Genomic DNA, 15,182 nt, shown 5'->3' with positions numbered 1-15,182 from the left:
CTCACGACCCGGACGGGCCGAAGACCTGCGCCGGCGTCGTGCCCAGCACCTTGCGGAAGGCCGCCACGAAAGCGCTCGGCGTGCGGTAGCCGACCCGGTTGGCCACGACACCCACCGGGAGGCCCGTGGCCAGCAGTTCAAGGGCCGCACGGATCCGCGCCCGGAGGCGCCACTCGCCCAGCCCGCAGCCGGTGGCGTCCTGGAAGAGGCGGTGCAGCGTCCGTGGGCTGGTGCCGGCGAGCCGGGCCAGCGCCTCCGCGCCGCGGTCGTCGGCCGGGTCGGCGAGCAGGGCGTCGGCCACCCGGCGGGCGCGGTCGTCGGTGGGGAGGGCGAGCTCGATCGACGCCACCGGGGCGGGCACGAGCTGGTCGAACAGCACGGCCTCGGCGCGGGCGCGCTCGGCGTCGCCCAGCTCGGCTTCACCGAGATGCCCGATCAGGGCGGCGAGCAGGGGAGCCACGGCGAGCACGGTGGGCCGGTCGAAGCCGGTGGGAGCCCGTGCGGGGCGCAGGTAGAGGCTGTGCATCGCGGTGGCTGCGGCCGCCGCGGTGGTGTGCCGGACGCCTGCCGGGATCCACAGCGCGCGGGTGGGCGGGAGCGCCCACGTCGTGTCGCCCGCCGAGATCGACAGCACCCCGCGCTCCGCCCACGCGAGCTGGTGGGTGGGGTGGACGTGCTCGGCGAACCGGTGGCCGCGGGCGAGCGCGAACCGGCCGACGAGCGCGGCGCCCAGCGGTGGGGCGAGCAGACCGGGGGGGTGGCCGGAGCGCGACACGGGACGGCAGGCTAGCCGGTGCCGGACAAGCGTGGTCCGGTTTAGCCTCCCGGGGGTGCCGATGAACCTGTTGCACCGCCGGATCTGCCGCTCCGACGCGTGGGCCACCCGGATGCACGGTGAGGTACTGCCGTGGGTGTGCCGGACTGTGCCGCTCGACGGCGACGTGCTCGAGATCGGGCCGGGCTACGGCGTGACCACCCGCTGGCTCGCCGGGAAGGGCGGGCGCCTCACCGCCGTGGAGGTGGACCCGGACCTGGCCGACGGCGTGCGCTCGAGCTTCGGCGACCGCGTCGACGTGCACACCGGTGACGGCGCGGACCTGCCGTTCCCCGACGCGTCCTTCGACACGGTCGTCTGCTTCACGATGCTGCACCACGTTCCGTCGCCGGAGCAGCAGGACCGGCTGTTCGCCGAGGCGGCCCGCGTCCTGCGGCCGGGCGGCGTGTTCGCGGGCCTCGACAGCCGGCTCAACCTGCGGTTCCGGCTGATCCACATCGGCGACACGATGACGGTCGTCGATCCGGACGGCCTGCCCGATCGCCTCGGCGCGGCAGGCCTCGGCGGCATCGAGGTCGACACCGTCCCGAAGGCGTTCCGCTTCCGGGCGATCAAATAGCGGAGGCGCCCTGGCAGGACCACAGGGAGGGGGTCAGAGCCAGCCCTGCTCCTGGGCGGTGCGGTAGGCCTCGGCGCGGGTGGGGACCGCGAGCTTCGCGGTGATCGCGGCCAGGTGGTTGCGGACCGTGCCCTGGGACAGGTGCACGCGGCGCGCGACGACCGCGACCGGGGTGTCGGCGCCGGCCTCCCGCAGGACGTCGAGCTCGCGCGGGGTGAGCGGGCACGGCTGGGCGGTGAGGGCGTCGGCGGCGAGGGCAGGGTCGACGTAGCGGGCGCCCCCGTGCACCCGCCGGATCACGTCGGCGAGCGTGCCGCCGGGGGAACCCTTCGGGAGGAACCCCTTCGCCCCGGCGGCCAGCGCGCGCTGCAGGTGGGGTGGGCGGCCGTGCCCGGTGAGGATCACGACCGCGCAGGACGGCACGGCGGTCGCCAGCTCCGCGGCGACGGCGATGCCGTCGAGCCCCGGCATCTCCAGGTCGACCACCGCGACGTCCGGGCGGTGGGCCACGGCGGCATCGACGGCGCCGCGGCCGTCACCGGCATGGGCGACGACCTCGAGGTCGGGCTCGAGGCCGAGGAGGGCGGCGACCGCGATACGGATGAGCTCCTCGTCGTCGGCGAGCAGGACGCGGATCACGGTGCACGCACCGGCACCACCGCGTCGAGGGTGAACACCCCGTCCGTGACGTCGGTGCGCAGCCGCCCACCGGACGTGGCGAGCCGGTCGGACAGGCCCTGCAGCCCGGAGCTGTACGCGTCAGGGCGTGCTTCGCCCGCGCCGTCGTTCGCGACGGTGAGCCGCACCTCGTCCACGCCCAGCGCGTCCACGCCCCGCACGAGATCGATCCTGCACCACGTCGCCCGGCTGTGACGCAGCACGTTGGTGCCTGCCTCCCGGACCGTCGCGGCGAGCCCGGTGGCGACGGCCTCCGGGAGCGGGCCTGCGTCACCGGTCACCGTGCAGCGCACGCCGGAGGAACCGAGCACCCGCGCGACGGCGTCCATCTGGGCGCCGAGGTCGACCGCCCGGTAGCCGTGCACGACCTCGCGCATCTCGGCGAGCGCAGCCGCCGCGAGCTCGCGGACCTCACCCGCCTCCCGGCCGGCGCGCTCCGGGTCGACGGCGGCGAGCCGCTGGGCGAGCTCGGCCTTCAGGGCGATCACCGAGAGGTGGTGCCCGAGCAGGTCGTGCACGTCGCGGGCGAACCGCAGCCGCTCCTCCGTGATGGCGAGCCGGGCCCGCGCCTCGCGCCCGTCGCGGGCCTCGAGGACCAGGTGCCACAGCACGACGGGCAGCCCGTGGATGGCGAGCAGGCTCACCCCCATCCCGGCCGTGATGACCGCGAAGGTCGCGGGGGAGCCGCCGGTGACCGCCCCGATGCCAGCGGAGAGCGCGGTGGTCAGCACGGAGACGGCTGCCGCGAGTGCGGTGCGCATCAGCAGCGGGACCGACCCGATCACCGCGGCACCCAGCCACGCCCATGTGTCCCAGCCCTCGACGCTCTCGGTGGCGACGGGTGCCGCCAGTGGCACCGACACGAGGGTGGCCACCAGGAAGGCGACGACGAACCGGCGACGCGTCCGCTCCGCGAGACCAGGGGTGGCCGCGGCGTAGAGCGCCGCGGCCTGCGTGGCCGCGACGGCGAGGATGCCGGCGCAGCCGAGCACCTGCCACAGCGGTCGCGCCTCGAAGCGCACCACCCCGATCCCCGGCCAGGCCAGCGTCGAGGCGACCGCCACGACCAGCGATCCGAGGACGGCCGCCCGCGCCCGGCCGAGGCGAGGGTCGCGCGTGTCGGTGGGCACCACGGGATCATGCCCGGTGGTTGCCCGGATCGTCGCCGGGTGCCGTGACGGCGCTCGCCCTGATCTTCCGGCGCCGCCGTGTGGACGGCACCGGCCCCGGGTACGCGAGATCCGAACGCAGCACGACGACAGGAGGTGCACGTCGTCATGGCGCAGCGCGACTACGAGGAACAGCCGGAGGCGCCCGATCTGGGTGCGTCGGTCCAGCTGGAGAGCGAGGAACACCTCGCGGCGCCCGCCGGCGACCGGGACGGCCTCGACGCGGGCTACTCGCCGCCCGACCGGCCCTACCTGGCAGAGGAGGACGAGGTCACCGCGCGCGGCATGCGCGAGGGTGCATCGCTCGACGAGCGGCTGCGCGCCGAGAGCGGGGACGAGCCCGTCGACGCCGAGCGGTCCGGCCGGATCGAGCTCGCCGGCGAGGGTGCCGCGCTGGAGACGCCCGACGCCATGGACGGGGTGGACGTCGGCGTCGACGGCGGAGCCGCAGGCGCCGAGGAGGCCGCGGTGCACACCACCGGCGATCCGGACGCGCCGGTGGCGCTGGAGCCGTCCGTGGCGGGCGCACCCGAGCTGGACGACCCGGAGGTGGACGAAGCGCTCGACGCCGATCCCGAGGCCGTCGACGCGGCCGCGCAGGCGGCCCGGGACGTCCGCGCCGACGGTGAGGTGTTCGACCCCGGCCTACCCGGCGAGCCGAGGGCCGGGGAGCGCCGTGCCGAGCCGGCGGCCGAACGGATCGACCGCGATCCGGAGTCCGGGGGAACGGCGGGGGTGGACGGCCGGCAGGACGCGGGGCCCGACGCCTGGGGTTGAGGTGCTCCCGGTGGGCGAGTAGGGCCTACGCGCCGGCGTAGGCCCTACTCGACCAGCGTCTCGACCAGCGGGGGCGAAGGTCCTACTCCGCGCAGCTGCGCGTGATGCGGGCGATCTCGCCGTCGAGGTCCATCCGGTCGGCCTCGGCGCCGGCGGGGACCATCTCGAGGGTGGCCCCGACGAAGGACCGCAGCAGCTCGTGGTCGACCTCGAGCACCGCGCGCCCGTCGTGCGACCGGATCTCGATCTCGACGATGTCGTAGCCCTGCACCGTGAGCGGGCGCATCCGCACGTCACCCTCGCCGGTCGGCTCGTCGAGCGCGGCCATCACGAGCTCTCTCCCGATGAGCCATTCGACCCACCGGTCATGTCTCGTGCGAACCGCGAGGGACACCGCGAACGGGTCGTATGCGCTGTAGCTCCAGCGCGTGACGACTGGCGCGGGCTGGCCGTGTAGCACCGTGAACATGTCCTGTTGGACGAGGTCGTTCGTCATCGTCGCCCCCTGGGCACCGGGGCCGCCCGCTCGTGCAGCGGCGGCGTCACCCTCTGCATCGCAGCATGCCCCACGAACGCTGCACTCGTGGGGGGACTTCACCCGAACAAGCGAGTAAGTACTCGTCACAGCACACAGGGTGAACGCCGTTGCGACGACAGAGTTACGCGCGCTCCGCCGTCACGACCCAGATGCCGTCATTGCCCGTCCGTCCGGGTTGGGCGAGGCTGAGGGTGAGGCGTTCGCCGTCGGCGTTGCGCACGTCGACGCTGGTGCCGTCGGGGCCCGGGTACGCCTCGGCGTCGGGCCAGTCGTGGGCGGCTGCCGCATAGGCGATGGCCACCTCGGAGGGGTCCAGCAGCCATGGCTGGGAACCGCGATCCACCTGGGCCTGCAACGCCGCCGCGTCCGCCGCGGTGGCCGCGGGCCATGGCAGCTCCGCCTCCGTCGACACCGGTTCGTCCGGGGGCGCCGTGCTGGTCGAGGGCAGTGGCCTCGGCCCGGCGGACGTGCTCACGCCCGGCGCGGCGGACGGGGTGCACCCCGCGAGGAGGAGCCCGGCGAGCAGGCTCGTGACGATCGTTCCGGCGACGGTCGGGCGAGAGGCGCGTCGGCCGGTCGAGATCACCGAGTCACCGTAGGGCCGTACGGGTGATGCCCACGGCCGGCGCGCCCGGCGCGTCCGAGGGATCGGGTGCCTGACCTGTCCGTTCGGGGGTGAGCCACGGGTCGTGGGAATCACTGGTGTCCCTGGACCGGGCACTAAGGTCGGCTCGGCAGCGCGGCTACTTCGAGGTGAGGTCATGAACCCGTCCGCACAGAACTTCTACGCCTCCCGCGAGTTCCTCGTGGCGCACCGCGAGGACTACGACACGGCATACCGTGACTTCCGCTGGCCCGAGATCGACGAGTTCAACTGGGCGATCGACCACTTCGACGCCGTCGCCGCCGACCCCGAGCGGGGCGCGGCCCGCGCGCTCTGGATCGTGGAGCAGGACGGCAGCGAAGCGCACTGGACCTTTTCCGAGCTCTCCGCCCGCTCGAACCAGGTGGCCAACTGGCTGCGCGGGCACGGCGTCGCCCGCGGCGACCGGATCATCCTCATGCTCGGCAACCAGGTGGAGCTGTGGGAGACCCTGCTCGCCGCGATGAAGCTCGGCGCGATCGTCATCCCGGCCACCACCCTGCTCACCGCGACCGACCTGCGCGACAGGCTCGACCGCGGCGGGGCGAAGCACGTGGTCGTGGGCGGGACGGACGCCGGCAAGTTCGACGACGTCGAGGGCGACTACACGCGCATCGCCGTGCGCGGCGCGCCGGAGGGCTGGCTCGACTACGCCGACAGCGCGTCGGCCTCCGATGAGTTCACGCCCGACGGCGTCACCCGCGGCAGCGACACCCTGCTGCTGTACTTCACCTCCGGCACCACGGCCAAGCCGAAGCTCGTGGAGCACACCCACGCGTCCTACCCGGTGGGGCACCTGTCGACGATGTACTGGATCGGCCTGCAGCCCGGCGACATCCACCTCAACATCTCCTCGCCGGGCTGGGCGAAGCACGCGTGGAGCAACGTCTTCGCGCCGTGGATCGCCGAGGCGTGCGTGCTCGTCATGAACTACGCGAGGTTCGACGCCGAATCCGTGCTGGACGTGCTGGACCGCTGCAACGTCACCAGCTTCTGCGCGCCGCCCACCGTCTGGCGGATGCTGATCCAGGCCGACCTGTCGACCCTGGCGAACCCGCCCACCAAGGTCGTCGGGGCGGGTGAACCCCTCAACCCCGAAGTGATCGAGCAGGTTGAGAAGGCGTGGGGCGTGCGCATCCGCGACGGCTTCGGGCAGACCGAGACCACGCTCCAGATCGGCAACCCGCCCGGCCAGGCGGTCAAGCCCGGCTCGATGGGGCGGCCGATCCCCGGCTACCCGGTCGTGCTCCTCGACCCCGCAACCGACCAGCCGGCCGACGAGGGCGAGATCTGCATCGACCTGTCCGACCGCCCACTGGGGCTGATGGTCGGCTACCACGGTGACCCCGAGCGCAACGCCGAGGCGATGGCGGGCGGTTACTACCACACCGGCGACGTCGGATCCCGCGATTCCGACGGCTACATCACCTACGTCGGGCGCTCCGACGACGTGTTCAAGGCCTCGGACTACCGGATCAGCCCGTTCGAGCTGGAGAGCGTGCTCATCGAGCACCCGGCGGTGGCGGAGGCGGCGGTCGTGCCGTCGCCGGACCCGGTGCGCCTCGCCGTGCCCAAGGCGTACGTCGTGCTGGCCGCGGGTCACGAGCCGAGCGAGGAGACGGCCCGGTCGATCCTCGAGTTCGCGCGCGAGAACCTGGCCCCGTACAAGCGGATCCGCCGGCTGGAGTTCGCGGCGCTGCCCAAGACCATCTCCGGCAAGATCCGCCGCGTCGAGCTGCGGGGGCGCGAGAGCGAACTGCACGCTGATGGGTCTACCTCGCCCGTGGGCGAGTACACACTCTGAGTCACGTTGCGCTCGCGCTCAACGGGCATCGCCGTCCGACGATCGGTCGTGAGCATTGCTATGACTCAGGTCACGCGCGGCCGAGCGTGCGAGATCCGCCGTTCGCCGACCGGTGGCACGACCTGGAATAGCTCGCCTGACCTGCGAGTGTTGGACCGGTCGTGACGCAACCTGAGTCGGCCGGCGGCATCGCCGACGTCATGGCCGGCATGCCCGAGGTGTGGCGCCGGCTGCTCGCCGCACACCAGCCGGACCGGTTGGGACGGTGCACGTCCTGCCGTACCGCCAGCGGTTCTGGTGAACGCTGGCCATGCTCCCTCCATCAAATCGCCACCGAGGCGCAACGCCTGCACGGGCTGCGCCTCGGGCAGGCTGTCGCGGGCGACTGACCGCGGTGGTGGGCCCGAGGTGGGTCCGTCCGGCCGGGCTGCTCGTGGGGGCGCTGGCCGACACCCTGCTCGGTGATCCACGCCGTGGGCATCCGGTCGCCGGGTTCGGTCGTGCCGCTGCCGCCCTCGAGGCGCGCTGGTACGCCGACCGGCGCTCCGCGGGGGTGCTCTACGTCGCCGCGCTCGTCGGAGGCGCGGCGGCCCTCGGCGTGCTCGCCGAGCGGGTGGCCGCGCGCCGTCCGCTCGCCGGCGTGGCGCTGACGGGGCTGGCGACATGGGCGGTGCTGGGCGGCTCGTCGCTCGCCGCCCACGGAGCCGCGCTGGCCCACGAGCTCGTCGCGGGAGATCTCGCGGCCGCTCGCACCCGGTTGCCGTCGCTCTGCGGGCGCGACCCGGCGGCGCTCGACGCCGCGGGAATGTCCCGCGCAGGCACCGAGTCGATGGCGGAGAACACCTCCGACGCCGTGGTGGCGCCGTTGTTGTGGGGCGCCGTCGCCGGGGTGCCCGGCCTGCTCGCGTACCGGGCGGTGAACACCCTCGACGCGATGGTCGGCTACCGGTCGACGCGGTACCGGCGCTTCGGCTGGGCGGCCGCGCGGCTGGACGACGTGGCCAACCTGGTGCCGGCCAGGGTGTCGGCGCTCCTCTTCGCCGGGCTCGCGCCCGCCGTCGGCGGGTCACCCCGCGCGGCCCTCGTCGCGTGGCGCCGCGACGGGTCGGCACATCCGAGCCCGAACGCCGGGCCCGTGGAGGCCGCTGCCGCCGGAGCTCTCGGCGTCACGCTGGGCGGGCGCACGGTCTACCCGCACGGGGTCGAGGAGCGCCCCCGCCTCGGCGAAGGCCCACCGCCCACGCCCGCTGATCTCGCCCGTGCGGCCCGCCTGTCCCGCCTGGTAGGTGCTGCCGCTGCGATCCTCTCCGCAGCGATAGCGGCCTCGTTCCGACGAACGGCGCGTTCGTCGGTACCTATCCGACGAACGCGCCGCTCGTCGGAAGGCGTGGGGAAGGACAAGGACCTGCGCGAGATCGGCTGACCGGCTCGGTCTACGCATTCGCCCCGCGCGTCGCCCCCCGCGCGCAACGATGCACGATCGGCACATGACGTCGGCGGGGGAGCGGGGACTGGTCCTCGTGGTCGAGGACGACCGCGCGATCGTCGAGCTGGTGGCGCTCTACCTGCGCCGGGACGGCTTCGGCGTGCTGGCCGAGTCGGACGGCGAGGCCGCATTGGCCGCGGTGCGCCGGCACCGGCCGGTGGCGATCGTGCTCGACGTCGGGCTGCCCGGGCTGGACGGGATCGAGGTGTGCCGACGGCTCCGCGCGGCACAGGACCGGACACCGGTGCTATTCGTGACCGCCCGCGACGACGAGGTCGACCGCATCCTCGGCCTGGAGATCGGCGCCGACGACTACGTGACCAAGCCGTTCAGCCCGCGGGAGCTGGCGGCCAGGGTCCGCGCGGTGCTGCGCCGGACCATGGCCGCCGACGAGGACGTGCTCGTCGTCGGCGGGGTCCGGCTGGACGTCGACCGGCGGCGGGTGCACTCGGGCGACGAAGAGGTGTCGCTCACCGCGACCGAGTTCGACCTGTTGGCCCACCTGATGCGCACGCCGGGCCGGGTGTTCTCCCGCGAGCAGCTGCTGTCCGCGGTCTGGGGCTACGCGGCCGGGGCCGGGATGCGCACGGTGGACGTGCACGTCGCCCAGCTGCGGGTCAAGCTCGGCCGGCCGAGCCCGATCCGCACCGTGCGCGGCGTCGGGTACGCGGCGGACGAGGCCGGGAACGGGCGATGATCGGACGGCCGACGTCGCTGGCCTGGCGGGTCACGGCTGCGTGCCTGGTCGTCGCCCTCGCCGCGGTCGGGGTCGCCGCGATCGTGTCGCTGCAGCTGGTCACGATGACCGCGCGCCAGGTGACCCGCCAGGTGCTGGCCGACCAGGCCGACGTGGTCGCCGCCCAGCTCGCCGAGGGACCGCCGCGGCCGCGCGGGGTGGCGAACCTCGGCCGGGTGGTCGATGTGCTGCGAGCGCAGGACGTGGCCGTCGTGCGGCTCGACACGCCGCGAGCAGGGAACGGGCCGGTCCGCACCGCCCTGACCCGCGCCAGGGCGGATCGCGCGCAGGCCGGGACGCCGGTGTCCGGCTCCGCCGACGTCGCTGGGACGGTCTACCTGGTGGAGGCGCGGCCGAGCCCGTCCGGCGCGTTCGCCCTGGTGCGCTCCGTCGACTCCGGACCGGTCGGGGCGCTGCGGCGCAACATCGGGTTGGCCGTGCTGATCGGGGTCGTGGTCGCGGTGCTGGTCGGCGCCGTGGTCGGGCGGGTGTCCGGGCGACCGCTCCGCGCGGTCGCGGCCGCCGCGCACCGGCTGCGCAGACGCGAGCGGGACGTCCGGGTGCCGGTCCGTGGGCCGGCCGAGGTCGCCGAGGTGGCCGGGGCGGTGAACGAGCTGGCGGACGCGCTGGCCCACAGCGAGGATCGGCAGCGCCGGTTCCTGCTGTCGGTGTCGCACGAGCTGCGCACTCCGTTGACCGCTGTCCGCGGATTCGGGGAGTCGCTCGCCGACGAGATCGTCACGGGGGCCGAGGTGGCATCGGCGGGGGCGACGATCGTGCGCGAGGCGGACCGGCTGGAGCGTCTGGTCACCGACCTGATGGAACTGGCCCGCCTGGAGGCCGACGACTTCGCCGTGGATCTGACCGATGTGGATCTCACCGCGCTGGTGACCGAGGCCGGGCAGGTGTGGGACCTGCGCGCCCGGGCCGCCGGCGTCGAGCTGCGGGTGGAGGCGCCGGGGCGTCCGGCGCCGGTGCGGGCCGACCCGCGCCGGCTGCGCCAGGTGCTCGACGGGCTGGCGGAGAATGCGCTGCGGGTCACCCCGGCCGGTTCCGTGCTGGTGCTCGCCGCGCTGGACGAGGGGTCCCTCCAGGTGCGCGACTCCGGGCCGGGACTGTCCGACGAGGACTACGCGGTCGTGTTCGAGCGGGGCGCGCTGCACGACCGCTACCGGGGACGCCGCCCGACCGGCACCGGTGGGGTCGGGCTGGCTCTCGCGCACGGGCTGGTGACCCGGATGGGCGGGACGATCTCGGCGGGCCCGGCACCCGAGGGCGGGGTCGCGTTCACCGTGACGCTTCGGGGACCGGCGTGACGGTGATCGTCGCAGGCGGGTGTGATCGACGAGAGTGGTCGCAGAACCGCACGGGAGCGGCTGGAGAACCGCATACGCCGATCATGCCCGGGCAGTCGAGGCCGAGATGGCATTGAGGGCGGTTTCGGTGAGCGGCGCGAGCCGCCATCTGAGCGCGAGTTGGCGGGGTTGGCGCGATCTTCGAGCGCCGTCGCGTTGGCCGGTCGGAGATGCACGATCGAGGTCCGGCCGAGCACTCGGGGGCATCCGCCACCGGAACGCGAGTGGGGGCGGCGTGCGCTGCGGTGTGAGAGGGGCCGGGTCGGAGAAGTACCGATCGGGTGGGCGCGTTGCGAGATGCTCGTTTGGCCTCCCGGACCTGCGTGTCGACATGACCATGAAACGGGGCGCGGGGCGCGGCCGAGATGGCGCGGGGTGCTGTGTGGCGAAGATCGAACAGCACAGGCTGCCATCTCGGCGGTTGTGGGTGGCGGCCCCGGTCAGGCGGAAGTGAACAGCGGCAGCTCGGTGCGTCCCTTCCCGAGCACCGGCTCCGGGTCGGCGCCGAGCACGCGGGTGAGCAGGGTGGCGTAGACGTCGCGGAAGTCGGTCGTCGCCTTCAGGTCGCCGTCGTCGAGGTCGGTCAGGCTGGGCTGCTCGCCGATGAACCCGCCGCGTACGCCGCTGCCGGCGATCAGTACCGGGCCCGCGGTGCCGTGGTCGGTTCCCTGGTTGGCGTTCGCGGCCACCCGCCGCCCGAATTCGGAGTAGGCCATCAGCACCACCTGCCGCCCGCGGTCCGAGCTGGTCATCCGGGTCAGGAATCCGGACACCGCCGCGTCGACCTCGGACAGCAGTTCCTGCTGGGTGCCGCGCTCGTCGGCGTGCGTGTCGAAGCCGCCGAGGCTGACCGAGTACACCCGGCTCGGCGCACCCGCCTCGATGCAGCGGGCCACCACGTCGAGCTGCGCGGCGAGCGCCCCGCTGCCGGTCCTGCCGCCGGCCCCGCCGTCGTCGTCGACGGCGGGGCCGAACGTGTCCACCGTCCGGTGCAGGTCGGCGATGGACCGCGCGGCGGTGGCCTGCGGCGCGGACTCCCCAGGCGCGCCCGACCCCATCGCCGCGAACGCCGTGCCGAGCGCGCCGCCCGGCAGCACCAGGCCGCGCAGCGGCAGCGCGGCACCGGTGGTGGTTTCCCCCGCGAGCAACGGCGGCAGCACCGGCTCCAGGGAGATCGCGGTGAGCGGGTCGTTGCCGCTCGCGTCCAGCCAGCGCCCGATCCACCCGGTCGACGTGGGGTGCACCGGATCCGCGGTCTGCCAGATGTCCATGGAGCGGAAATGGCTGCGGTCGGGCTTCGGGTAGCTCACTCCGCGCACGATCGCGAGCGTGCCGCGGTCCCACTGCTGCTTGAGCGCGGCCAGGCCGGGGTTGAGGCCCAGCCCCTCACCGAGGTCGAGTACCTCTCCCTCGTCGTAGGCGAGGTCGGGGCGGGCCGAGTGGTAGGCCGGGTCGGCCGCGGGCACCACCGTGTTGAGGCCGTCGTTGCCCCCGTACAGCGTGACCAGGACGAGCACCGGGGCGCCCGGCGGGAGCGGATCGGTCCGGGTGCGGTCGGCCAGCTCCATCCAGCCGGCGGTGGTTGCCGCGGCGGCGGCCGTCGCCATGGTGCTGTAGGCCAGGAACCTGCGTCGGGTCAGGGTGTTCACGGGTCCTCCGGCTCAGGCGCTGATCGTGTTCTCGGGGGACGCGAGGGCGGCCGCGACCAGGTCCGGCGGGCGCCCGGCGAGCGGTGCCAGCGCGGCCGCGGTGCGCGCGGTGAAACCGGGCAGCCCGAGCAGTGCGGCGGTGGCCTCGACCCGCCCGGGCGCCGGCACGTCGGCCACCGGGGACAGGTCCGCGACAGCGGTCAACGCCCGCGCCATGCGAACCCGGGCCAGCGCCGCGGCCGTGGACAGCCAGGGCGTGCCGGCCGGCCAGCCGCCGACGTCCGGTGGGAAGAAGGGGGTCTGGCCGAGGTCGCGCAGCCCGCCGGTGAGCGCCGCGGGCTTCACCCGGGATGCCGGCAGGCGCAGCGCGCGCAGCGCCCCGACCAGCCATTCCACCGGCTGGCGGACCAGCACCGACGACGCGGACCGGAACGCCTGCGACGTCACCGCGGTGCGCACCATGGCCGCGATGTCGTGGTTCGGGCCGTACGCCGCCACCAGTGCCTCCAGGGTGGCGGGGTCCGGGGGCGCATCGGAGACGAACCGGCGCCAGACCCGCCCGGCCAGGAAACGGGGCGAGGCGGGCCGGGTGACCAGCAGGTCGGCCAGCCCGGGCGCGTCGTAGTCGGCCGTGGTGCCCAGCACCGACTTCGGTCCGGCGTCGTGGTCGTCGAGGTCGAGCCGCGCGGCGCCGCTGCGGACGTCGACCCGCCATCCGGTCAGCGCGCGGGCCGCCTCCCGTACGTCGTCCTCGGTGTAGTTGCCGACGCCGAGGGTGAACAGCTCCATGAACTCGCGGGCCAGGTTCTCGTTCGGCTTGCCCACCCGGTTCCCGCCGCCGTCCAGCCAGACCAGCATCGCCGGGTCGACGACCATCGCCTGGGCGAGCGCGCGGAAGTCGCCGCGGCCGAGCCGGCGCAGCGTCTCGTTCTGCGCGAACATCAGCTGCGGGTGGCGCACCTTCTGCGCGCTGGTGGCGAAGTGCCCGTGCCAGAACCAGGCCATCCGCTCCGGGAACGGCTCGTCCACGGCCGCCATCCGGTCCAGCCACCACACCCCGAGCCGCCGCGACTGCGCGATCCCCTCCCGCCGCTGATCCTTGCGGGCATCAGGGTTGTTCTTCCGTGCCGGCGGTTCGGGCGGTGGGAAGGCCGGTGGCGGCGTCGAGTCCACCCCGGGATCGCGCCCCGGCGCGGACAGCAGCCTCGCCAGCGTCGCGTCGAACCCGGCCGCCCGCGCCGCGTCCAGCTCGTCGCGGCGCGGGCCCAGGCAGACCCGCTGGAGCAGGCGCCGCACGATCTCGCTCTCCGAGACTGTGGGGTCGCCCGCCACCTGTGGTCGGAACGGCGCGATGCGCATGAGTCCACGATGACCGCCGAATGTTCGAGGAACGTCAGGGCGGCATCAGGGAAGGACAAGGGAAGGGGAAGGCAGGCCTGCCGCATCGCGCGTGCGGCTCATCGGCGCCGCGCGGGTGCTCAGGCCGGCTCGGCGAGAGTGTTCCAGAACATCAGCTCGTAGCTCTGGAACAGCCGGGCGTACCGGCGGGCGGCGTCCCGGTCGAGGGTGCCGGCGTCGAAGCCCGCCTGCACCACGGCCACCGCCTGGTCGTCCGGCAGCGGGGTCGCGAAGAAGTCGAAGAAGCCGCACGCGTCGTCGTCGAACCCGTAGTGCTCGCGCATCCCGCGCGCGATCGCGGCGCAGTACGTTCCCCACGCGCCGAAGTTGGCGGTGAGCGCGACGGCCACCTCGGCGGGGCGTGCGTTCAGCGCGAGCCACGCGAAGTAGGCGGGATAGGCCTGGCATCCGGCACGCGGCTCGTAGGCGTTGGCGGCGTCGTCGTCGAGGCCGGCGGCCGCGGCCAGCGGCGCGAGCTTGGCCAGCGCTGCCTCCTCACCGCTCGCGAGACCGCTGAAGTAGCTGCGGGCGGCCGCGGTGTCGCAACGGGCGGCGAGGGTGTGCAGGCTGCGCCAGTCGCTGGGCACGATGTGCAGCTCCTCGGCGGCGATGGCCGCGAACACCGACCGCGGCGCGGCGCCGTCGGCGATGAGCGGCGTCAGCCGGTTCTCCGCGTCCCGTGGCGCCAGCTCGGCCCGCACGGAATCCAGCAGCTCACGGGCCGCGGACATCACGGAGGACATCATCGATTCCCTTCGTCCTCGCCCGCGAGGGCGCGGCGCAGCGCCGCCCGCTCCGTGCGTCGGTCGGTGCCGCGTCGCTGCAGCAGCTCCAGCCGGACGAAGTAGCCGAGGGCGACCAGCGCGATCACGCCGAACGTGAGCCACTGCAGGGCGTAGGAGAAGTTCGTGAACGGGGCGCCGCCGCCCGCGGTCGGGGCCACGTCGAGCGGGCGCAGCACGCCCGGCTGCCCGTCGGCGAGCTGCAGGAATCCGGGTTCGAGACGCAGGCCGGTCGCGGTGGCGAGGGTCCGGGAGTCGGCCGCGTAGAGCTGGCGGTGCCCGTCGGTCTCGATCGCGGCGCGGCCCTGCGGGTCGGTCTCGTCGAGCCGCAGCCGCGCGGTGAGCGTGACGGGGCCTGCGGGCGGCGCCGGGTAGTCCGGGACGGTGGCGCCGGACGCCGCGGTGACCGAACCGCGGTTCACGACGACGAGGCGCCCGTCGTCCGTGCGGAACGGGGTGAGCACCTCGACGGCGGGCTGGCCGTCCACCACCCGCAGCCGCACGAGCCCCTCGCCGTCCGGCTCGAACGTGCCGGTGACCGTGACCTGCCGCCACTCGTCATCGGACGTCACCGAGTCGCCGGGGGGCACCAGGTCCGCGAGCGGCACGGGAGCGGTGACGGACGCGGCGTCGATCGCGCGCTGCTGGGCGTCGCGCTGCGCCTCGCGGCCGAACTGCCATGGCGCGAGCAACGTGAACGCGGCGGCCGCGAACCCGATGACCGCCACGATGAGCGCGATCCACCCGGGCCGCAGGAGGAACCTCACGCCCCG

Annotated in this window: 16 protein-coding genes; 7 read left to right on the top strand and 9 right to left on the bottom strand. The window is 74.4% G+C overall.

Features of this window, described 5'->3' with window-relative positions; genetic code table 11:
• Nucleotide 1: 1 nt before the first annotated feature.
• Nucleotides 2-775, bottom strand: coding sequence for a helix-turn-helix transcriptional regulator (locus K1T35_RS31110; protein WP_220255348.1), 774 nt, complete (start codon nucleotides 773-775; stop codon nucleotides 2-4).
• 61 nt (nucleotides 776-836) lie between these two features.
• Here K1T35_RS31110 and K1T35_RS31105 point away from each other — a divergent pair, with 61 nt between their 5' ends.
• Entirely contained in the window at nucleotides 837-1,394 is a 558-nt protein-coding gene (locus K1T35_RS31105; protein ID WP_220262965.1) for a class I SAM-dependent methyltransferase, read from the top strand.
• Between the two features lie 33 nt (nucleotides 1,395-1,427).
• On the opposite strand, the gene K1T35_RS31100 is transcribed toward K1T35_RS31105, so the two are convergent.
• Both K1T35_RS31100 and K1T35_RS31095 read right to left on the bottom strand, forming a co-directional pair.
• The gene (locus K1T35_RS31100) at nucleotides 1,428-2,033 is read right to left on the bottom strand and encodes a DNA-binding response regulator (protein WP_220255347.1); all 606 of its coding nucleotides are present in this window, start codon (nucleotides 2,031-2,033) and stop codon (nucleotides 1,428-1,430) included.
• A complete protein-coding gene (locus tag K1T35_RS31095) occupies nucleotides 2,030-3,202 on the bottom strand; it encodes a sensor histidine kinase (protein ID WP_220255346.1) in 1,173 nt (390 codons plus the stop codon). The genes K1T35_RS31100 and K1T35_RS31095 overlap by 4 nt, the downstream gene beginning before the upstream one ends.
• A 147-nt stretch (nucleotides 3,203-3,349) precedes the next feature.
• On the opposite strand from K1T35_RS31095, the gene K1T35_RS31090 reads away from it, so the two are divergent.
• Nucleotides 3,350-4,018, top strand: a complete 669-nt coding sequence (locus K1T35_RS31090) for a DUF5709 domain-containing protein (RefSeq protein WP_220255345.1) — start codon at nucleotides 3,350-3,352, stop codon at nucleotides 4,016-4,018.
• An 82-nt stretch (nucleotides 4,019-4,100) separates the two neighbouring features.
• On the opposite strand, the gene K1T35_RS31085 is transcribed toward K1T35_RS31090, so the two are convergent.
• Nucleotides 4,101-4,514, bottom strand: coding sequence for an SsgA family sporulation/cell division regulator (locus K1T35_RS31085; protein WP_220255344.1), 414 nt, complete (start codon nucleotides 4,512-4,514; stop codon nucleotides 4,101-4,103).
• Nucleotides 4,515-4,677: 163 nt separating this feature from the next.
• Complete coding sequence (locus K1T35_RS31080; protein WP_220255343.1) at nucleotides 4,678-5,142, bottom strand: hypothetical protein; 465 nt, start codon at nucleotides 5,140-5,142, stop codon at nucleotides 4,678-4,680.
• Between the two features lie 175 nt (nucleotides 5,143-5,317).
• Between K1T35_RS31080 and K1T35_RS31075 the strand changes: the two genes are divergently transcribed.
• The 5 genes from K1T35_RS31075 (at nucleotide 5,318) to K1T35_RS31055 (ending at nucleotide 10,541) form a co-directional block, all read left to right on the top strand.
• On the top strand, nucleotides 5,318-7,003 hold the full coding sequence (locus tag K1T35_RS31075; RefSeq protein WP_220255342.1) for an AMP-binding protein: 1,686 nt from the start codon (nucleotides 5,318-5,320) through the stop codon (nucleotides 7,001-7,003).
• 161 nt (nucleotides 7,004-7,164) lie between these two features.
• Nucleotides 7,165-7,392, top strand: a complete 228-nt coding sequence (locus K1T35_RS31070) for a hypothetical protein (RefSeq protein WP_220263315.1) — start codon at nucleotides 7,165-7,167, stop codon at nucleotides 7,390-7,392.
• 5 nt (nucleotides 7,393-7,397) lie between these two features.
• Nucleotides 7,398-8,426 carry a cobalamin biosynthesis protein gene (locus tag K1T35_RS31065; RefSeq protein ID WP_255620937.1) on the top strand — a complete coding sequence of 343 codons (1,029 nt, stop codon included), beginning with the start codon at nucleotides 7,398-7,400 and terminating at the stop codon, nucleotides 8,424-8,426.
• 64 nt (nucleotides 8,427-8,490) lie between these two features.
• On the top strand, nucleotides 8,491-9,186 hold the full coding sequence (locus tag K1T35_RS31060; protein WP_220255340.1) for a response regulator transcription factor: 696 nt from the start codon (nucleotides 8,491-8,493) through the stop codon (nucleotides 9,184-9,186).
• Entirely contained in the window at nucleotides 9,183-10,541 is a 1,359-nt protein-coding gene (locus K1T35_RS31055; RefSeq protein ID WP_220255339.1) for a sensor histidine kinase KdpD, read from the top strand. Before K1T35_RS31060 ends, K1T35_RS31055 begins: the two co-directional genes overlap by 4 nt.
• 479 nt (nucleotides 10,542-11,020) lie before the next feature.
• Here K1T35_RS31055 and K1T35_RS31050 read toward each other — a convergent pair whose 3' ends face one another.
• The 4 genes from K1T35_RS31050 to K1T35_RS31035 all read right to left on the bottom strand — a co-directional run bounded on the left by K1T35_RS31050 (nucleotide 11,021) and on the right by K1T35_RS31035 (nucleotide 15,176).
• Nucleotides 11,021-12,229, bottom strand: coding sequence for a DUF1501 domain-containing protein (locus K1T35_RS31050; protein WP_220255338.1), 1,209 nt, complete (start codon nucleotides 12,227-12,229; stop codon nucleotides 11,021-11,023).
• Nucleotides 12,230-12,241: 12 nt separating this feature from the next.
• Nucleotides 12,242-13,588, bottom strand: coding sequence for a DUF1800 family protein (locus tag K1T35_RS31045; RefSeq protein ID WP_220255337.1), 1,347 nt, complete (start codon nucleotides 13,586-13,588; stop codon nucleotides 12,242-12,244).
• 119 nt (nucleotides 13,589-13,707) lie between these two features.
• On the bottom strand, nucleotides 13,708-14,361 hold the full coding sequence (locus K1T35_RS31040) for a transcriptional regulator (RefSeq protein WP_220262964.1): 654 nt from the start codon (nucleotides 14,359-14,361) through the stop codon (nucleotides 13,708-13,710).
• 8 nt (nucleotides 14,362-14,369) lie between these two features.
• Entirely contained in the window at nucleotides 14,370-15,176 is an 807-nt protein-coding gene (locus K1T35_RS31035) for an SURF1 family protein (protein ID WP_220255336.1), read from the bottom strand.
• Nucleotides 15,177-15,182 lie beyond the last annotated feature (6 nt).

The sequence above is a fragment of the Pseudonocardia sp. DSM 110487 genome (assembly GCF_019468565.1).
GTDB lineage: Bacteria > Actinomycetota > Actinomycetes > Mycobacteriales > Pseudonocardiaceae > Pseudonocardia.
This window is presented reverse-complemented; position numbering and strand designations above follow the sequence as displayed.